General features: G+C 38.2%; 15 protein-coding genes and 1 pseudogene. 3 read left to right on the plus strand and 13 right to left on the minus strand.

Annotated features, from left to right (window positions below; genetic code table 11):
• The first annotated feature begins 34 nt into the window (after positions 1-34).
• Positions 35-2,668: a hypothetical protein gene (locus ACTNC6_RS05915; RefSeq protein ID WP_441043446.1), complete on the plus strand. Its 2,634-nt coding sequence runs from the start codon at positions 35-37 to the stop codon at positions 2,666-2,668.
• A gap of 250 nt (positions 2,669-2,918) precedes the next feature.
• Here the strand turns inward: ACTNC6_RS05915 and ACTNC6_RS05920 are convergent, their stop codons facing one another.
• Together ACTNC6_RS05920 and ACTNC6_RS05925 are read right to left on the minus strand one after the other, a co-directional pair.
• Positions 2,919-3,518 carry a recombinase family protein gene (locus tag ACTNC6_RS05920; protein ID WP_441043447.1) on the minus strand — a complete coding sequence of 200 codons (600 nt, stop codon included), beginning with the start codon at positions 3,516-3,518 and terminating at the stop codon, positions 2,919-2,921.
• A gap of 361 nt (positions 3,519-3,879) precedes the next feature.
• Positions 3,880-5,266: pseudogene (locus ACTNC6_RS05925) on the minus strand (transposase).
• Positions 5,267-5,624: 358 nt separating this feature from the next.
• On the opposite strand from ACTNC6_RS05925, the gene ACTNC6_RS05930 reads away from it, so the two are divergent.
• Complete coding sequence (locus tag ACTNC6_RS05930; protein WP_441043448.1) at positions 5,625-5,798, plus strand: hypothetical protein; 174 nt, start codon at positions 5,625-5,627, stop codon at positions 5,796-5,798.
• Between the two features lie 44 nt (positions 5,799-5,842).
• Entirely contained in the window at positions 5,843-7,390 is a 1,548-nt protein-coding gene (locus tag ACTNC6_RS05935) for an ASKHA domain-containing protein (RefSeq protein WP_441034485.1), read from the plus strand.
• Between the two features lie 97 nt (positions 7,391-7,487).
• On the opposite strand, the gene ACTNC6_RS05940 is transcribed toward ACTNC6_RS05935, so the two are convergent.
• The 11 genes from ACTNC6_RS05940 to ACTNC6_RS05990 form a co-directional block, all read right to left on the minus strand.
• A complete protein-coding gene (locus ACTNC6_RS05940) occupies positions 7,488-7,682 on the minus strand; it encodes a hypothetical protein (RefSeq protein ID WP_320813874.1) in 195 nt (64 codons plus the stop codon).
• A 246-nt stretch (positions 7,683-7,928) separates the two neighbouring features.
• Positions 7,929-8,846: a DUF5688 family protein gene (locus tag ACTNC6_RS05945; protein WP_441043449.1), complete on the minus strand. Its 918-nt coding sequence runs from the start codon at positions 8,844-8,846 to the stop codon at positions 7,929-7,931.
• A gap of 25 nt (positions 8,847-8,871) precedes the next feature.
• The gene (locus ACTNC6_RS05950) at positions 8,872-9,603 is read right to left on the minus strand and encodes a hypothetical protein (protein WP_441034487.1); all 732 of its coding nucleotides are present in this window, start codon (positions 9,601-9,603) and stop codon (positions 8,872-8,874) included.
• A gap of 24 nt (positions 9,604-9,627) precedes the next feature.
• Positions 9,628-10,563: a YqaJ viral recombinase family protein gene (locus tag ACTNC6_RS05955; RefSeq protein ID WP_441034488.1), complete on the minus strand. Its 936-nt coding sequence runs from the start codon at positions 10,561-10,563 to the stop codon at positions 9,628-9,630.
• A 47-nt stretch (positions 10,564-10,610) separates the two neighbouring features.
• Positions 10,611-11,543 (minus strand): DUF932 domain-containing protein, encoded by a 933-nt coding sequence (locus tag ACTNC6_RS05960; RefSeq protein ID WP_441043450.1) that lies wholly within the window; start codon positions 11,541-11,543, stop codon positions 10,611-10,613.
• A 31-nt stretch (positions 11,544-11,574) separates the two neighbouring features.
• Positions 11,575-12,048: a JAB domain-containing protein gene (locus ACTNC6_RS05965; protein ID WP_441043451.1), complete on the minus strand. Its 474-nt coding sequence runs from the start codon at positions 12,046-12,048 to the stop codon at positions 11,575-11,577.
• Positions 12,045-12,404 carry a hypothetical protein gene (locus ACTNC6_RS05970; RefSeq protein WP_441043452.1) on the minus strand — a complete coding sequence of 120 codons (360 nt, stop codon included), beginning with the start codon at positions 12,402-12,404 and terminating at the stop codon, positions 12,045-12,047. Before ACTNC6_RS05970 ends, ACTNC6_RS05965 begins: the two co-directional genes overlap by 4 nt.
• A 222-nt stretch (positions 12,405-12,626) precedes the next feature.
• Complete coding sequence (locus tag ACTNC6_RS05975) at positions 12,627-13,358, minus strand: hypothetical protein (protein WP_441043453.1); 732 nt, start codon at positions 13,356-13,358, stop codon at positions 12,627-12,629.
• Between the two features lie 88 nt (positions 13,359-13,446).
• On the minus strand, positions 13,447-14,043 hold the full coding sequence (locus ACTNC6_RS05980) for a thymidine kinase (protein WP_441043454.1): 597 nt from the start codon (positions 14,041-14,043) through the stop codon (positions 13,447-13,449).
• A 519-nt stretch (positions 14,044-14,562) separates the two neighbouring features.
• Complete coding sequence (locus ACTNC6_RS05985) at positions 14,563-14,802, minus strand: hypothetical protein (RefSeq protein ID WP_441043455.1); 240 nt, start codon at positions 14,800-14,802, stop codon at positions 14,563-14,565.
• Positions 14,803-15,321: 519 nt separating this feature from the next.
• Positions 15,322-17,919 (minus strand): hypothetical protein, encoded by a 2,598-nt coding sequence (locus ACTNC6_RS05990; protein ID WP_441043456.1) that lies wholly within the window; start codon positions 17,917-17,919, stop codon positions 15,322-15,324.
• Positions 17,920-18,170: the final 251 nt, after the last annotated feature.

Here is an 18,170-nt window from a genome sequence, read left to right on the forward strand (position 1 = left end):
GGGTTTCAAACATCTTTTTCAAAGGAGAACATAAATGTCTAATAAAAACATTCTTGGTAAAATTTTACAAATTTTAAAACAATCTACGCCTTATCACATTTCCACAATTGACTGTATGAATTTTCTTCTTGGAGACAAATTAGAAGAAACTGATTTACGTGATAATAATGTCAATATTCCTCAACATTCTTCCAAATCATATGCTCAAGATGCCTTGTCTGAAACTATGCTTCAGGAAATAGCTAATGGAAACAGAACGCCTTCTCAAACTATTTTAAATTATCTTGCAGCTTCTGATGACTGGGGGCTTTCCAGACTTAGCCTTTTTTATGGTCTTGACAGAGATCTAACTACCTCTGAATCTGAAAGGCTTATTGCAAACATTTCCGCGTTATACACCGAATATTTTCCCCGCTCTCCCTTAAACAACTTCAACGATCAAATCAAGGCTTTGATACGTTTACATTTTTTTGGCACTGCTGATACTGCCATATTTCCTAAATATACACAAACGACCATTGATTACTATGTTCCTTGGTCTGAAAAGAATGACAAATTACGTAATAGCCTAAAAGAATCAAATATTGTATTTGTAAGTGGTTTCCCCGGCATGGGAAAAAAGCAACTGGTACGGCATTATCTCGATTATGCTCTATCCCATCGCAGCTATCTTCCATACAATATAGCATGGTTAGATGTAACTTCATCGGACTCTTCACTAAAGGCGGCATTCTCTAAATCTCTCACCTTTTTAGGAAATGAAGTTACTGATTTAAACAAAAAATGCGACCTTCTAAAGCAAAAGGTCACACCTGCTATCGTAATTATTAACTGCCCTTTCTTACAAAAGGAAGATTTTGACTTTATTAGTCAGTATTTGGAACCTACAAAAATTAAATATATTATCATTACGCGTACTCCAATAGATAACTCCAGAGTTTCAGTCCAACTTGCCAAATATGATGTACTTGTTCTGAAAAGAATATTTAGTAAACTGCTTCCTAAGAGCAAACTTTTTTCTGATGATGACTTCAAGACTCTTTGCTCCAGAGTCAGCTACAATCCTTTGGCAATCTCTTTAATTGCCAAAATGCTGAAAAAATCTGATTCAAATAAAAGGCTAAGTTTAAAAGCAGCTCTTTTAGATTCCAAGACATGGATTTGGCATGAAAAGAATCTTCCGAAAACACATAGTTTTTACAAATCTTCAGATAAAACCGGAGTGTATATAACTACAATATTACAAAGAATGCTGTCAGATTTCCCTGAACGGTTTATGAACAATAATTTATCCGAACTGGCATTATGGACAAGATATTCAATTCCTATGACATATTTAAAAACAATCGTTGATTTTAAAACTATACATACGGCAATAGAATACGGACTTCTTCAGTTTAACGATAAGGAACGGACAATAATATCTATGCCAACCATACTTGCAGAAACTATACTCAACAAATACCCCCTCACTTTTTTAGATTATGAAGAAAAATTCCGTAAAGTTATATATCAGTCCATGGCTATCAAAATCTCGGCTGAAAATTCCGCTTTAGTATATTGCGCTATTTATAACTCTCTTTTTCATTTTCAACATGATACTATTAAATTAAAATCACGTCCATCGCAAAACGACCAAATCCGCATTGATTCATGGAACAGCTTTCTTTCAGATGCAATCCTATACTATTCCAGTCTTGGACACCAAAAATTTTCAGATGACTTAAGTAAGGAATTATATATTACATCAAATCATAATAATGAAATAAGTCAAAAGCTTACGCCAATACAGACAGTGTCAACAGACTCTGTTGAACTCTCACTCTATTGTACATTTGGTGGTGATAAAGATCACATTACAAAAAGTGTAGATAAACAGCTTTCCAGCTTTGCGCAATTACCTGATTGGGTTAATCTTAAAAATCCTATAGATTTTTTTAACATAGGAAAACAGGTTTCTAATATATTTATGATTACATTTGACCGATTCATTATGCAGATTTATAAAGATATTAAATTACATCTTGCCTATAGTATTCCTCTGGATAAAGTATGCTCTTCTTACATAGCAACGCTTACTCAAATGGTAAAATGTTCTTCCCAGAACTCTTTACCGGAAACAACCACTTGTTATGTGAATATGATTTATCACTATCTCTCGGCTGTATTTTATCCAGAATACAAAATGCATTACATAAAATTCGGTGAAGAATACTATCACGTACTAAAGGGAAGTCCTGTGGCATCCTATGACTTAAAATTTAAAGCTGACCTGCAACGTTTCTTCCATATACTAATGCAAAGTTATCATCCCTTTGTATATTGTCACTTAATTCCATCTGCAGATACATATATCAATTTTTCTCATACTTATAATGAATTATATCTGGAATGGAAAGATAAAATATGCAGTAGTCAGAATATCCAGTTCCTTTTTACTGTTACTAGTTTCTATCTGAAAATGCTGGATATTCCCACTAACTATGTTGCATACAATCCTAATACTCTGCTTAAAATTCATGACGCATTAAATCGTTTTGAGAATCTGCTTACCAAGCATATTTCTTCATCTGAAGAAGAATATGAATCAGCCTTGACCGCACTTAATGACTGTCGTGAGCTTTTAAAATTAATGGATTTATCATATAAAACCAGAACACCTAAATAGCATCTCGTTGCTGATTGTGCCCAGTTTTTTGGAAACTTTTTTAAATTTTTCATCAAAAAGGCATGTTTTTTCCTGCTTTTTGTTCTTTTTCTATTTTTTATTTTCTAATTTCTGGGCACACTTGCTTCTACACATCACGTTATGTCATAACCTCTACCTTTTGATACACCAGTTTCTACATCAGTTCCGGTGTATCAAAAGGTCTGATTTTCTTTTTGAAATATGTCTCAAAACAAACTGACTTTTTGATTCATTTTTTCTCAAATTCTTTCACTTTCCGATAGAAGCTTGCGCTTTTCATTCCCAACATCTCCATCGCTTTTCGTGCCGTTATGTCTCCTTTTTTCCATCGAAAATACACTTCAGCAAAGTTATCTGGGACAGATAATACCGGTCTGCCAAGATGCTTCCCTGCTTTCTTTGCAGCGTCTATTCCCTCTCTCTGTCGTTTATGTATTGTCAGTCTTTCCTGCTCCGCGATACTTGACAAGACTTCTATCAGAACATTCTGTATCATTTCCAAAATCCATTGTTGTCCCTCTGGAACTTCCACCAATGATGTCGGCAGATCAAGGATTTTCAATCTGATTTTCTTCTCTTTGAACCATTGCAGTTCCTGCTTAATATCTTCCTTATTTCTAGACAAACGATCCAGTGAAGTCACATACAATGTATCTCCTTCTCTCAGCCCAAATATTCCCTTTAATGCCTGGTAGCCCTCACGATGTATATTCTTTCCACTTGCCTTATCTACTACAATATTCTCATCTGAAACAAACTCTTTCAAAGCCAGAATCTGCCTGTCGAGATTCTGTTCTGTGCTACTCACACGAGCATATCCATAATCCATAATTTTCCTACTTTCATTATAAACCCCGAATATATTCTTTTCCACTATCGTTTACAGTATTGAAAAAAATCTATCCTATTACATTTTCATATTTCCTTTACCATTTATACTTTCCATTTTCCATGAGCAATCCATTATCTGAAATATAATAAGTCCCAATACTATTGATATTCTCTGCATTTTCAATACATATATTCGTTGCTTCTTTTCAAATACTTTTAATCTGCAAAAAAATTCTTATTATCCTCTATGCAATATTCTCATCAAACATATTCCATACATTTTAATGAACACCACATGATAAAAAATACACATTTATAATGCTATTATGCGATACAGAACTATATTGTTCTGTATCGTATCAGACTGTAGACAAAGTTGGTGCTGGAGATAATCTCCAGCACCACTTTTTTTTAAAAATGTCTTTTCCTTTAATAACCGCTCAATATTATGGATAGTCGATATTCTTTCTTCCCTTTTGTCCAGTATCCTGGCCAGTTTTTTCAGGTTCATACATGCAAAAGTAAGCCCCGCTTTCATTTCCATCCGGGCTCTCCCTATGTATTGTGTATAACGAAATCCATGTTGTTCCTTGGCTGTTCCGAAAATCCTCTCGATTGTTTCCTTTCTTAGGTCATATATCTGTTTAGTGCCAAGTGTATGCCTGATATCCTCCGCTTTCTCCATATATTCTTCCCACACATGGCGGGTAACCACTTTTATGTGTTCTTTACTTTCCGTACATCTATGAAGATTGGGGCAACTGGCACATATTTCTCCGCAGCTTACGTATTCCCTATACCCCTCTCTGTTTGTCGTTTGATAGGATAATATATGGTTTTCCGGACATATGTAGCAGTCATAGTACTCATCATATGCATACTCATATTTTCGGAAAAACCCTTCCTTTGTCATTGGCCTCTTGTATGGGAACAGAGGCTCGATACCATCTTCTAACAATTCATGGGCGATTGCTGGTGTACGGTAACCGGCATCTGCAATGATCATAGCCGGTGAATAGATCTTTATCTTGTCATAAAGTGTTTTGAATGTCCGGCTGTCATGTTCATTCCCCGGATGAATGCTGTATCCCAGGATCCAGCCGTGTTTATCACAAGCTGTTTCCACTGCATAGGCGAAAACATGTTTATGCTCGCCTTTACGGAACCAGCCGCTTTCCGGATCACTGGTACTGCATTTCTGCGTTTTAATCCCTTCTGTAATTTTTCTTCATACCAAAGGGCCTGTTCATGTGCAACTCTTTTTCGCATTTTTTTGCTGTTTGCACATGCTTTCACATGAGTAGAATCCACAAAGATCTGATCGGTGTCCACCAGTTTAAATTTCATGCAGTCTTCTAATATTTTCGCAAAGATCTGCTCAAAAAGATCTGTGTCCTTAAAACGGCGGGTGTAGTTTTTCCCAAAGGTTGAAAAATGAGGGCCAGGATCCAGCATGTCTAATCCGAGGAACCATCTGTAAGCAACGTTTACTTCTATCTCTTTGATGGTCTGCCTCATACTTTTGATTCCATAAAGATATTGAATGAAGGGAATCTTAATCAGCATGACAGGGTCCATACTGGGCCTTCCGTTATCAGGGCAGTATTTTTCTTCTACAAGCTCATATATAAAAGTCCAGTCAATGGCTTTATCATTTAAACGCAGCATATGGTTTTGGGGAACCATATCATCCATACAGAGCATTATCATCTGTTCCCTTTTTTTATCTGAATTTTTTGTCATCATAAAAAACACCGCCCTTCTGATATTTGTATTATACCAGAAAAACGGTCGTAAACATAGAAAAGCCCGGCTTTCGCCGGGACTTTGTCTACAGTCTGAAACATCGCTGTCATGGCAGCGATGTTTTTCTTTTTCCTTAGATCATTTCCGACGTAGTATTGGTGCATTTAACCAACCACGTATCCCCTGCTCCATATGATTGGGTTTTCTCACAAATCCGCTTCCTACTTCTCATTTTCTCCTTAAAAAGCGACGATCTTTATTATTCCGCATAAAAGGGAGGACATTGACCAGTGATGATTTAAGGAGTATAATAATTCCGTGATAGAACAAAATCCCCAACAATCATGGAAGAAGTACGATGAAAAAGGAAACCATTGATGGCATGCTCAAAGACTTGAAAAATGGAAAAATTGTTCAATGCCCAGAATGTAAAGAAGGAAAGAATGTTCCTGTAAAAGAGAATGATATCCATTTCAAATGCAAATTATTGATTAAGAGACCAGCTATCGATAATGGCCGGTGGTATTTCTGATAACCTGCCAAAACGGCGCATCGATTAACATAGGAGGCATGAAAATGAAATGTTTCAGTGAAAAAGTATATCTTGAGATCACTCCTCCCACGGAAGAAGATACGAAAAGTGACCAGCATAGGATCTGTCAGACGTTGTCCGACGTTGGATATAAGAATGCCAAAATCCCTCTTCACATATTGCAAAAGCTTTACCCCCTGTGCAGAGAATGTGATTATCACATCACAGTAACGCTGGTATACAGGGAAAAGGACTGGATCGTGACCGATGTGGAGGCCGGAGACACACGGCAGATGCACTATGGACTTGCTGTGGACTACGGTTCCACCACTATTGTCATGCAGCTGGTCGACTTAAATACCGGGGCTGTCGTTGCACAGGTACGCGGCACCAACGAGCAGCGCACCTACGGAACCGATATTCTCACTCGCATCACGTATACCATGGAGGATTCCGGACATGCGGATGACCTTCAGAAAGTCACGGTTGAAACCTTTCAGTCTCTGATCGGACAGCTGGCTTCGCAGACCGACATCAAAGTCCGCAGCTGTCCGATCATGATCGTCTCCGGCAACACGACCATGATTCATTTTCTTCTAAAGCTGAATGCATGGACCGTATTTTCCTCTCCCTTCGCGCCGGTCACTACAGAGCCCGGATGGTTATGGGGAAGCGAACTGGGACTTGATTTTTCCGGAATGCTCTACATCATCCCCTCTGCCTCCAATTATGTGGGGGGAGATATTGTAAGCGGACTTCTGAATCTGGATATCCGCCAAAGTGAAGACACCCTCCTGTTCTTCGACATCGGTACCAACGGAGAACTCGTTATCGGCAACCGCGAATGGATGTTAGCCGGCGCTGGTGCCGCAGGTCCGGCTCTGGAAGGCTATATCAGCCGTTTCGGTATGCAGGCCGGGAAGGGTGCCATAGATACAGTGACGATCCACGGCAAAGACCTGACCTTTACCACGATCGACGGAAGCCGCCCGGTGGGCATCTGCGGTTCCGGCATTATCGATCTACTGGCCCAAATGAGACTTCATGGATGGATCAATATTGCGGGCACATTGAATCCAGATGTCACTCCGCGGATCATATATCTGGAGGAGGAACAGGAGTATGCCGCCGTCTATGCCACTGCCGAAGAGTCCGGGAGCGGAGAACCACTGTATTTCTCACAGACGGATATTAAACAATATTTGGATACCAAAGCCGCTGCCTACACCATGATGGACTGTCTGCTTGAGTCAGCAGGATGTCTGGAGACAGATATTTCCCATTTTTATCTGTCTGGTGCTTTTAGTGCTCATTCTAATCTGGAATCCGCCATCACGATCGGCATCTTTCCGGATCAGCCCCGTGAGAAATACACCTGTATCTCCAACGCCTCTCTGGACGGTGCCCGTATTCTGCTGCTTGACCGCACCAGAATGGACGATATTCAATATTTTACAGAAAATCTTTACTGCGTACAATTTGCATCCATTCCGGATTTTCTGATTCGCATGCAGGCAGCAAAATTCATCCCGCATACGGACATAAAGCGCTACCCGACGGTGGAAGCATCCTGTCGGAATCTCTCTTCCTGATTATAGCGATGGATACTCAGAATCAGTCATGCAAGCTCATGGAAGTGACCGGTGTCAGGCGCGGATTGACAGATAGATGCGCTGCAAAGCACCTGAATCAGGAAACCAGACCGCAGCCTGTGTCCAGAATCATACCGAGCTGACTTTTCTGACAGAAAGAAATCCAAAAAATCTTTGCGTTCAAAAAAGGCCAGGAGAACTGCTTCTTGGAATCTTTGCCAAAATAGACTTTGTCTACAGTCTGATGCGATACAGAACTATATTGTTCTGTATCGTATAAAATTTTCAGCAACCACCTTCTCCTTCCTCATGTTTTATGTTCCAATGTTCCAGTGTTCCAATGTTCTTATACCACTTATATTATATCTTGCTTTCATTTCACAATAGTAACACTGCAATATAATCAACGATATTTTTCATATCCTACTATATATCAGAATATATTTCGGAATCTTGCCAATAATATTCTTTATTGTTATCTAAAAAAGGGGGGTGCAAGGGGGTGCTCCCCCTTGTCCCTAATCACTATTAGAAATTATTATTCTCTTAATAACATCTCAATCTGATCTGTCTTTGCATTATAATAATAAATATGCTTAGTAAGCACATCATCTTCCGGAGTTGCTTCCTTTATGGTATCGTTCAGCACTGATGCCAGATCTTCTGGTTCTATCATCCTTGCATTATGTACCATCACCTCATGTATACTTGTGAATACCAGATACAGTTCATCTGTATTTATTTTATCGCAGAATAATCTTGCAACACCCGGATAGAATATTGCCACCGCTCCATTTGTTTTCTGTCCTGTACTCAGGCAGTTTCCCATTTCATCCTGAAACGGGATATAATCAGGAGCATCAATATCTTCCCCATCATATTCAGGATTCAGGAGCATCTTCATCATGTCATATACTTTTGGCGGCATCATTGATGCAGTATTCTTTAAGGCAGCCATAAAAACATCCTCATTCTCCAAATCCCATCTTTCCACACATTGTAATGGTACTTTAAGGCTGGTCATCATCCCATCTTCATCAAAAATTTTCATATACAGGGTGAGTGCAATATCTCCATTTCGCTTATAAAAAGCCTTTTCCAGCTCAGTTTTATTCTTCTCAAAATTGATCAGTCGGATAAACAGGTTTTCTTTTACCTGCTCATAATCTTTTAATTTCTTTAGCTTATCCGGCACGCACATATCATCAAAGTTTTTTACTGACTTCTTTACGTCCCTTATAAGCGCCGGGAATGTTGTTTTTCTCTGTATCCACTGGTTATAAGATTCTGCTGTAAACAGCCGTACAATATTGGAACTGCCATTATCTTCACTCATATATACCCAGATACTGTCCTGTGGCATTTTCTCATCTGATTCATGAAACTCTGCCTTTAATCCTGTCTCTTCTTTGATCTCTGTCATTAACTCTTCTACAAACTCTCTATACTCCATCATGTTCTGTTCCTCCACTTCTTTTTCTTTATGCTGCTGTTTTTGTTCTCCTTAATCCACTAAGTGCTCTTTTATAGGTATTCTGGTCCATTTCCTTTACACTTGTGATCCCATATCTGCTCAGTATCTTCTGTACTGTCACTCCGGTCCTTCCCAGTTCTGCATACAGGTTCTGGATATCCTGATCTGATATCAGCTCTGCCTGCTCTTCCTTCTGGTCTGTTTCTATTGACTGCCGGGATGCGGAAGCTGTCCGATATGTATATACTGTTTCCCCTCTCTGGTTTACGATCTCCAGATCTGTGATCGTCTTATCTGCAGTAGTGTGTATATTCTTCACAGAAAATCTGTCCTTTACATACTTCTTCCCATTTTTATCACCCACCAGAATTTTATTTATGGGAATATAAATAAAAGGAGCTGAATACAGCTCCCTTCCAATCCCGATATTAAAGCAGGCCCTCTTAAATGAATCTGATGCCGCACCTTTTGCTTTCTCGTAATCACTTTCTGTTCCCACATCCTCTTTTTGCACCCACTGCTGTTTCTCAGCATCCCAGATACTGAGGATGCAGTACAGCTCACTGCCGATCATGTTATGTCTCCTCTGCCATCCGCAGATTCCAAATACCTCATCCAGTATTGTCTGATCTACCCTGGCATTTTTATAAAGGAGCAGAGTAATCCCCTGCTCCATGACGGTTCCCACGCGGCATTCTATCTCTTCAGGATTTAGATTCCTGATCTTTTTTTCTGCCATAATGCCTTCCTCCTGATTTTCTTTTTATGCGATTGAAAGCTTTCTATAAAAACTGATATTACTGTACTCTGCAAATACCTCCGGCTGTTCTTTGCGCAGTCTTTTGCTGTCCAGAGATTCCCTGCTGATCTTCTTCCATAAAACAACAGTTCCATCCACCTCCCCGGTTTCATATTCTCCCATTGCCGCCTTGATCTGGTTTGCAAGACCTGTTTTCTGCTTTTCCAGCTCTTTTACCTTACAGTCAACATCCTGATATTCAGCCAGCACAGACTTCATATCTTCCTGCAGCTGGATAGAACCCTCAATGGGATCACTATATTTTTGATTCAGATAATCCCTGGTAGCATCGGAGTCATCCATGACAGGCTCCGTACCTGTAAGCACACAGCCTTCCCAGAAATCTTTTTCCCTGCTGACAAGGTTCCTTATCAGTTCATCGTCCCTGTAAATAGTATGAAACACAAACTTATTGCCGCCGATCAGTGCTGCAATGTATGCTTTGTCCATCCCACACACTTCCAGATAGTGCTGTACCTGTAAGATGTATTCTTCCGGTACCCTGTCTTCCCACTGTTCTGCCTTATACTGGCTTGCTGTCTTTGCTTCAAAGATACATTTCTCGCCACGTTCATCCGTAACAATCCCATCTACATCTGCAAACAGATATGGATAATCTTTATGAAAGATCATTGCATGTTTCTGACGTACCTTCAATCCGGTACGGTTCATAAATTCCTTACGGATGATCGGCTCCATCACATTTCCCCAGTAGGTATACTCATTCCCATCATCTGTGACTGGCAGTTTCCCAGTCTTCTCTTCCCAGAGCTGCAAGATGCTTCTGTATGGATTCTTCCCCATAATGACCGAAGCATCCGAACCTCCGATTCCTTTTCTTCTAAGCTGTAACCATTCTTCCCTTGTCATTTTTGCTGTTGGTATTGTATTCCGTTTCATAATCCTGTTCCTCCTGATTCTCTTCTTTTATTCTAATAACATTCTCCCTATGCGGCACATACCATCTGGTACGCTTTGTCAATCAACGGATTGCCTTCCACTGTTCTTGAAAATACATTTTCCTTATAATTCGCTGTCTTTCTCAAAGGGGCTGCATGTGTGGCAAAATCGGATACTGCATTGATAAAACGGTAGGCATTCTTTCCTACACCCTTTAAATCCGGGGCATCGAAATAACGTATCTTCATATCTTCCTGCAAACGGATAATGTTTTTCTTCTGCTGTGCTGTCATATTCTCATCCAGCGGCAGCAAAATCTCAATATAATCAAGTACCTGCTGATCTGACATTCTCTTCATTCTCAGGTCCTCAATTTCCTTTCCCAGCTCATCCATATAAGCTTCTGCCTTAAATAGCGTATCCTTGGCTTCTTCCAGTTTCCCCTGTATATCTCCGGTATGAATCATAGACCAGGAACGTTTTGCAGAGGATAAAGCAAGGTTAAGCGTGTTGTTGCACACAACCCTGATCGGAGTTAATGCTACCTTAATCGCACCGGAGCCGTCATGGGTATTGGAAAATACCAGATACGGACTGATCCTTTCCCCTGTGATAATGTAATCCTGTGGCATTCTGGCAAGGAGCCATACCTTTTTTCCTCCCTGCAAGGAACCTGCTGTCTCATAACGTACACCTTCTCCAAGCAGACTGTCCGTAAAACTGAAGGCTTCTTCATTCTGGATGACTTTGTAACGGTTTGTTACCACTCCAAGTACCTTCCGGTCACTGTCCCTTACATTTACCTTGTATCCCTCGATTAGTTCATTCTCTTCTGTATATACCGGCTCCTGGATTACCTTCCAGTTCAGCCCTGCTACTTCCAGAGCTTCTTTAGATGCTGGTGCCGTAAGAACTCTTGTTCCTAATCCATGCCATGGGGTTTCTCTTACATAAAACATTGTCTCAATATTAGCTGCCATAATCTTTTCCTCCGATTTTCTGATCTTGTATTTATTCATAGCTGTATTCTGTTTTTTCTTCATTTTCATTGAAGCTGTAAAATGCTCCATCCCCACCAATAATGATGTGGTCCCGCAGTGGGATGTCCAGATATCTTCCTGCTGTTTTCATTTTTTCCGTAAGCAGTCTGTCCTCCTTGCTTGGCTCTATACTGCCTGACGGATGGTTATGAAAACAGATGATACCTGCAGCATTGCTGATGATCGCAGTCTTGTAAATCTGCGCCATATCTACATGGCAGTAATTCACACCGCCTTTTGCAACCATTTCCATTGCCACCGGCTCACCATGCCCGTTCAAAGTACACACATAGATCATTTCCTTATCTGAGTCTTTGAAAAAAGAGGCAGCAAATTCAGCCGCCTCTTCTGGTGATGTGATCGTTCTCTTTCCATCCTTACTCCCATATAATACAGAACCTTCCCTCACCATACAGGTCCGTACACAAATGACACGCTTTTTCATGCAGCCTTCTCCTCTGTTGTATTCAACATTGCTTCAATTTCTTTCAATCCCTGCTCCATGCTGCTTTCCAGTTCCATCTGAAACGAATCCCCTGTTTTCATCCACCTACGGTAAAAGAAATGCAGGATATCCGGAATTACTAGCAGGCATTTCAGAATATCTGTTTCCATCTTCTCTGACTTCTCGATCAGCGTTTCATAAATGGAAAGCATACAGTTGATCTCATATGCCTTACCAAATACTGCATCTGGACTCATTTTCATCATCCGTTTTTTATATCGTTTCTGCTCCAGATTTAAACGCAGGCAGAAAATCTCTGTCAGTTCATTCTTCTCCTTTTGCTTCTCATTTTCCACTACTGTCACCTCTTTTCCTTATTTATTCTGATGGTCTTTGATTACCTCTCCGATCATCTTTGCAAGCTCAGTTACAATCTTTGCAATGCTTTCAGCCCAATCCATGATTTTTCTCCTTTCGCAAAAATTAAAAGAGAGAAGCAGTATGTCAAAACTACTTCTCTCTTTCACTATCATAATATATCATTTAAAATATTTACTTTTTCTATCCGACAAATCACTTTATACTGTGTCAATTACATCTTTATCAGTTATAATATACGTACCCTTTTTATAATCTAAATGCAAATGTTTATTATTACCTTTAGACACAAGTTCTAATTCGCTTTCATGTACTCCTTCTTTTTCACCATCAACAAACAAATCGGTTTCTTTACCACATATATACGGAAGTATACAATATGTCAGATTCCATACAGTTCTATTTAAACTGTTAATAGTTGGAGCACCACTTACAACATATAATTTATCAGAATATTGAAGCTTTACTATATCGCCTATTTTAAAGCTTGGATATTTTTTGCTATCTCCAATATCCCGCCTTATAGGTTCATATCCATAAACATTCTCATATCTTTTGCTTTTTCTTGTTTTGAAGTCATACCTATATTCCACATAATCTACATATTTCAGATATTCATCATTCGATCTAATATCATGGTCAAATGTCAGCATATCTACAGAATCTGGCTCATATCCGGTCGACTCAAATTTATCATTAAGTATTTTTATATAAATATCATACTCATCATTCACCAGTTTATATGGCCATTCGGTATTATTGATTTTCCCATACACTTCATTAAACACGTCTGAAATATACTGTTCTGCTTCTTCTAAAGCAGCAAATAAATCCTGACGTGATATCATAAAATATCTGTCATCTTCCGTCCAATCTTCTTCTGGATGCATAACTTTAAGTACACAATTAAATACGGCTAATATATTTTTCATATTGACTTCCTCTCCTTAGTATATTCATCATTATAATATACAACTGAATAAGCGCTATTAAACAATCTCTAAATTGCTTGTTTTTCTCTTACCTCCACAATTTTCCCTCTTTATAGTGTTTCCTGCAAAGTGCTACGTAACTTTCATTAGAACCTAGTATGATCTGCGCACCTTCTTTTACAATTTTTCCATCTGCATATCGGGTATTGCATTGTGCACGTTTTCCGCACCAACAGACTGTCGGAACTTCCTCTATGACATCCGCAATTTCCATAAGGCGCTTAGAACCTGGAAATAGATGGTTTAAAAAATCTGTTCGCAGACCATAACAGATCACTGGAATATCGAAAAAATCCACAATATCCGATAAGGTATCTACTTCCTCTTCCAAAAGAAACTGTGCTTCATCTACCAAAACTGCATCAACTTTCTTTCCATGGTACAGATATTCCTCACTTTTTCCATCCCAAGATTCTGAAATTTCTTTTAAAAAATCATCCACATATTCAGTAGGAGCAGACAATCCTATGCGAGACCGGATTTCGTGTTTCCCATCTCTATTGTCTGTCCTCGGCTTTAACAATACCGCATACTGTCCACGTTCCTCATAGTTGTAACGAACCATTAGAATATTTGCAGATTTTGAGCTTCCCATTGCTCCGTATCGGAAATATAATTTTGCCATATTTTGTAATCTCTCCATAACTGTTAATCTAACGTTCTGTAGTATTTATTTATCAGCAAAACGAATCCGCATTTGTAATATACATAATACTACCAATTAAATATTATGATTTCTGTTCCGTATAATTATATTTATCGAATGTAGAAAAATCAATCCTATTTAAAATACATCATTATAAACTCATTTATAAAATTGCTTTCACCATATAAAACATACATTTCTCTAGCAATAAAAACTCTCCAAATGCATTACGCATTTGGAGAAAAGGCCTTTTAACTAACAGCGGAACATACGACCCTTGTGCAAGCTATACGATATAGCCTGTACAACAATCAGTATTCTTATCTGCAAAATACTGATTCCCACCCGGTTAAAGAATCCGAATCACTTCTAAATTCTTCAACCAGCAGCTATGTATACAGTTCTTCAGCCCCATGAATGATACAATCATACATACCCGCTCCCTTGTTCGTATTTCCTAATTATATGTACTCAAATTATTAATATTAAATTTTGGTTTTATAATTCAGGAATGTCGGAAGAACTGTTTTCAGTAACTCCCGTCATTTTTATGTTATCCTCCAAATCATTTTCAATCTCTTCTTCTGAAAGTCTAAAATATGCATCCTGTTTTAACTCTGCCTGCTGGCAAGGATAATTTGAAAATACATACACAGTGCAGTCCTTTCGCAAAATTCTTGCTCTTCCTATAGCTTGTTCTATCTCTGCTTCAATACAAGCCCAGAGTTTACAGTCCATATTCCACAATGAAAAAATTTAAGACAAAAAAATAGTTTCTCTTTCTTAGATAAAAGCGGTGGCTGAAATAGTCGTTGCTTTTATCATGCGTCACTGTTGCATAAAATATCCTCAAATGCCAATTCTGAGCATTTGAGGACAACCGTATTTAGCATCCAAATATACACCACCCTTGCATTACCTGTTAATTTTAAGATAATGCAACAATCAGTGTTCTTCCTGTCATTCAGAAAAACACTGATTCCCACCCAGCCAGATATTACGTTTTCGTAAAACAGTAGTATCCAGCTTGTGCAGATATCAGCCGGCTTCATCTGATTTCTGCACCCTGGGTGTATATTCCTAATTTCATATATTCTCTATCATTTTCATTACGCATACATTCATTAATTTTAAAAGGATTTTTTACAATTCCCACCTCTTTCTGTCCTGCGGCTTTAGTAAATTTAAAAAATTAGGATGTGGCGAAAGCTTCTGTTAGCTTTCAGAAGCTTCCGTCACATATATGTTACTTTCTTGTTATTCTTTAATCTCCTCCTCATCTTCGGTTTCTTCTTCCACTGTAATATCAAGATAAGGCTCCATATTCAGCTCTGCCTGCTTGCAGGGATAATTAGAAAACACATAAACTGTACAGTCCTCTCTTAATACTCTTGCTCTTCCAATAGCCTGTTCTAGTTCAGTTTCTATAAAGAATAACTGGAGATTCCGCATGGATTTATCAGCAAACGTCATGATGCGAAATTCGTAATTGTTACGCTCCACTCTATGATTGGTGATGTTTCCTGCGGTATTATAGCCCAGTGCTTCACCCAACAACTTATACAGAGCAGGTCTGTTATGCGGTGTGCCAACAATTGCAATATCTTTCCCTTTCAGATTGTCAAAGCCTTCTGTCTTGCCAAAATGGATATCCAGATCAGTATCTATCATCTTAAAAGATATAACAGGCACATCTCCTGCAATTTCTTTGACTTTCTCCTGAACCTTTTCAGTTCCTGCAGTTTTTATACACTTGCGACTCATAGTATGGGCTGTATACTGGATAACATGACCCTTATATTTTGCTTCTGGAACATTCCTAAAGCGTACCCTCTCACCTCCACCAGATATATCTTCATATAATTTTTCATTAACAGAAGCCGATAAAATAATCATTTTTCTCGGAGGAAGTTCAAATTTTTCACAGAACATGATTTCCTCATGTACACGATCCATAACTACACATGAGCTTTCCAGAAGCAGCGGCAGTGGTCCATTAATCTCATTTGTTCTCTCATAGAGCTTTTCCAGCTCATATTTATTGGGTTTCACAAATGCAATTTTTTGAGTCTCCTGATCTTTCATATCCAGAATCTGTTTTAGTTTTTCAGTATTACGTGGTGAAAGTATTCTCTTTGTAATAATTGTTTTTACATCTTCCAAAGAAAGTGACCAATTTCTTTTAAACAATGTCACAAGAAAATCTTCATCAATAATGATTTCATAACTATCCAATGTATCTAACTTCATCATCTGAAAATAGGCATGAGTTGTCACAATACACCGTGATTGTTCTAGCTCCTGCTTTTTTCCTGTCAAACGGTTCAAGTTCTGACACTGATATTCTGTTAATTTATCATAATTTTTCGTTTTATATTCCCGAATCTGTTTTACTACAAATCGACCAAATCCATCATCATATAGCTTTTTCACCATAGCTTCCAAATCCGGCAGATCAAGTTTTTTAATATTTTCGTAAACACTCTCTGTCCATGTACACTCAATACCTTTTCCCTTAAGCCTCTGGACTATTTCTGCCTGCAGTTTGCAAGTTGGAACTGCAATGATAAACTGCTTGTCTGGTCTTTCCTGTATAAGATTACAGTAAGCTTCCGTTTTTCCGAGTGCAGTTTGAGCTTTAATTACATAAATATTCTCATCCTTCGCATCCACTGCCTCCTGCAAGCATATTTTTAACTGTTCCTGACTCCCTTTCAATGGCAAATAGGCATCAAGACTGGAAAGTTTTCTGATTTTTGAGCTTAAATTAGAGTAAATAGTCGTACATCCACATATATCTGCATAAGGACATCCTTTACTGCATTTCACAGGTGGATGAACTTTTATGTACGTTTCCCAGTCATATTCCCACTTCTTCTTATTTTTTTGTAAATGTTCAAAAAACCAGCTTTTTCCACCTTTTATATATCTGAGATTCGTAGCCAGAACATATCTTTCCATATGATCCAGTTTTCTTTCTTCTTTACTATACTCTTTAAATAAAGGGCAAGCTTCTTTTAATGTATCTTTAGTAATATTCGGCAATACTGATGGTAATTTTTTTATGTGAGCTTGTTCTTCTCCCTCTTTCTTTTTCTTCTGTTTTTCTACAGGAAACATCACGATATTACCGTCTCTAACCATTTTCCGATCTTTCAAAGAATCATCTACATAGCTTTCTTCAAAAATCCCAAGACGGTTATTAATAACTTCAACACTAAGACTTTTTGCAAGTGTCTTTAATCTTTTAGTATAATTCTCTCTCTTTTTATCTTTATAATATCTATGAAACCCGTCCACTACATCCATAACAGTTACTCTGGCACATGAATGTTTTTCAATTATTCCTTTCCCACCAAGAAACATTCGTGCAAGTTCCTTACAATTTTGGTCTGCCACTAGCTCTTTACCGTCTACTTTTTCATCATTAAACATTTCCAAAAGCAGATTATTCAACACATCTGCAAGTACTGGCTCTCTAATCCAGTCATCTAAAACAAAAACAGCTCGAAATTTAGGATTTTCGTCGCTGTTTCTTAAAGATTTGTAAGTAAATGTAAACGGAATACCATATTTTTTTAGTCTTTTCTTGATTTTTTTATAGTTTGGATTTTCATCAAAATCCAATACCAAAAATATCTGTTTTTCAAAGTGCTCCTTGTCTCTTATACCATCTTTCACAAGGGCTCTGGTAAATGCTCTTCCGTTTTCTCCAATTTCATGTATAATTTTACTCATAGAAAGATTTTCTCTATGCCTCGCAACTCGATTACTAATAACAGCAAATACAGGGTCGTTTTTTCCAGGTTTTTCGTTTACCTGCTCAGAATCAATATTAATCTGGTATTTTCTCATATTTTTTACCTCTTTTTCCCAATAAATGCACTCAATATTTCTTTCATCACTGCAAATTACGTTCTCTGAGATACTAAGATGGCAAAAAAATGACGATAGTGTAAATTTATTGATTTATAATATATACGATTATAACCTTTACACGTCGTTTTTTCTTTGCCACGCTCTCTCAAAATCCATAATTGTATTGATTAGCTTTCTCTTACTCTAAAAAACGTTCAATATTTGTACATTTATTTGTTATATTTTTT

Source organism: Blautia sp. HCP3S3_C4, from assembly GCF_052064095.1.
Classification (GTDB): Bacteria; Bacillota; Clostridia; order Lachnospirales; family Lachnospiraceae; genus Blautia_A.